General features: G+C 59.9%; 1 pseudogene. It reads left to right on the forward strand.

Going from position 1 to position 584, the window contains the following annotated elements:
• Window positions 1-508: pseudogene (locus PHA81_RS20865) on the forward strand (ISH3 family transposase); the annotation flags it as partial.
• Between the last annotated feature and the right edge of the window lie 76 nt (window positions 509-584).

The raw sequence follows: 584 nt of genomic DNA on the forward strand, positions 1-584 counted from the left end.
GAAGCTCTCGGTCAACGCGTCGTATATGACCGAAGAGACGATCTGTGAAGGCAAAGAGCACGAACAGACGTATCCACTAGCGGTGAACGTCACCTACCACAACGGAGATCGAGGGAAGTCGGGGGTAAAACGGACGGGATACGCGGCGTACGGTCTGGAAGACCGCACGCCGCGACAGGTCGCGACAGTCTACAACAAGCGCTCACGGATCGAGAAGAGCTACGAGAAGTTCCGCGAAGCGCGTGCCCTCACAACAACGCCATCGACGACGATCCGGTTGTTCTACGTGGGCGTTGGGTTTCTGTTAGAGCAGCTGTGGGTCGTGCTCCAGTGGGCGGTGCTCGCCGCGCCACAACGTGGCGGGCGAGCACTCCCGGTGGAGTTCACGTTCGGTGATGCGTTTCTCCACGGAGTCGAACAGGTGTTGGACGATGAACTCGGTTGGAAGGAGAAGTATCGAACGAACGGGGTAGGATTGCCGGCGGGATGCGATCACGGACTCGCCTGAGCCGCCTCGCTTCGACCGAAGCGAGGCTGGCGAGGAGCGACAGCCACGTTCTACGCTCACGTAGATCCAGGAATGA

This window comes from Halococcus sp. PRR34 (genome assembly GCF_028617175.1).
GTDB lineage: Archaea > Halobacteriota > Halobacteria > Halobacteriales > Halococcaceae > Halococcus > Halococcus salifodinae.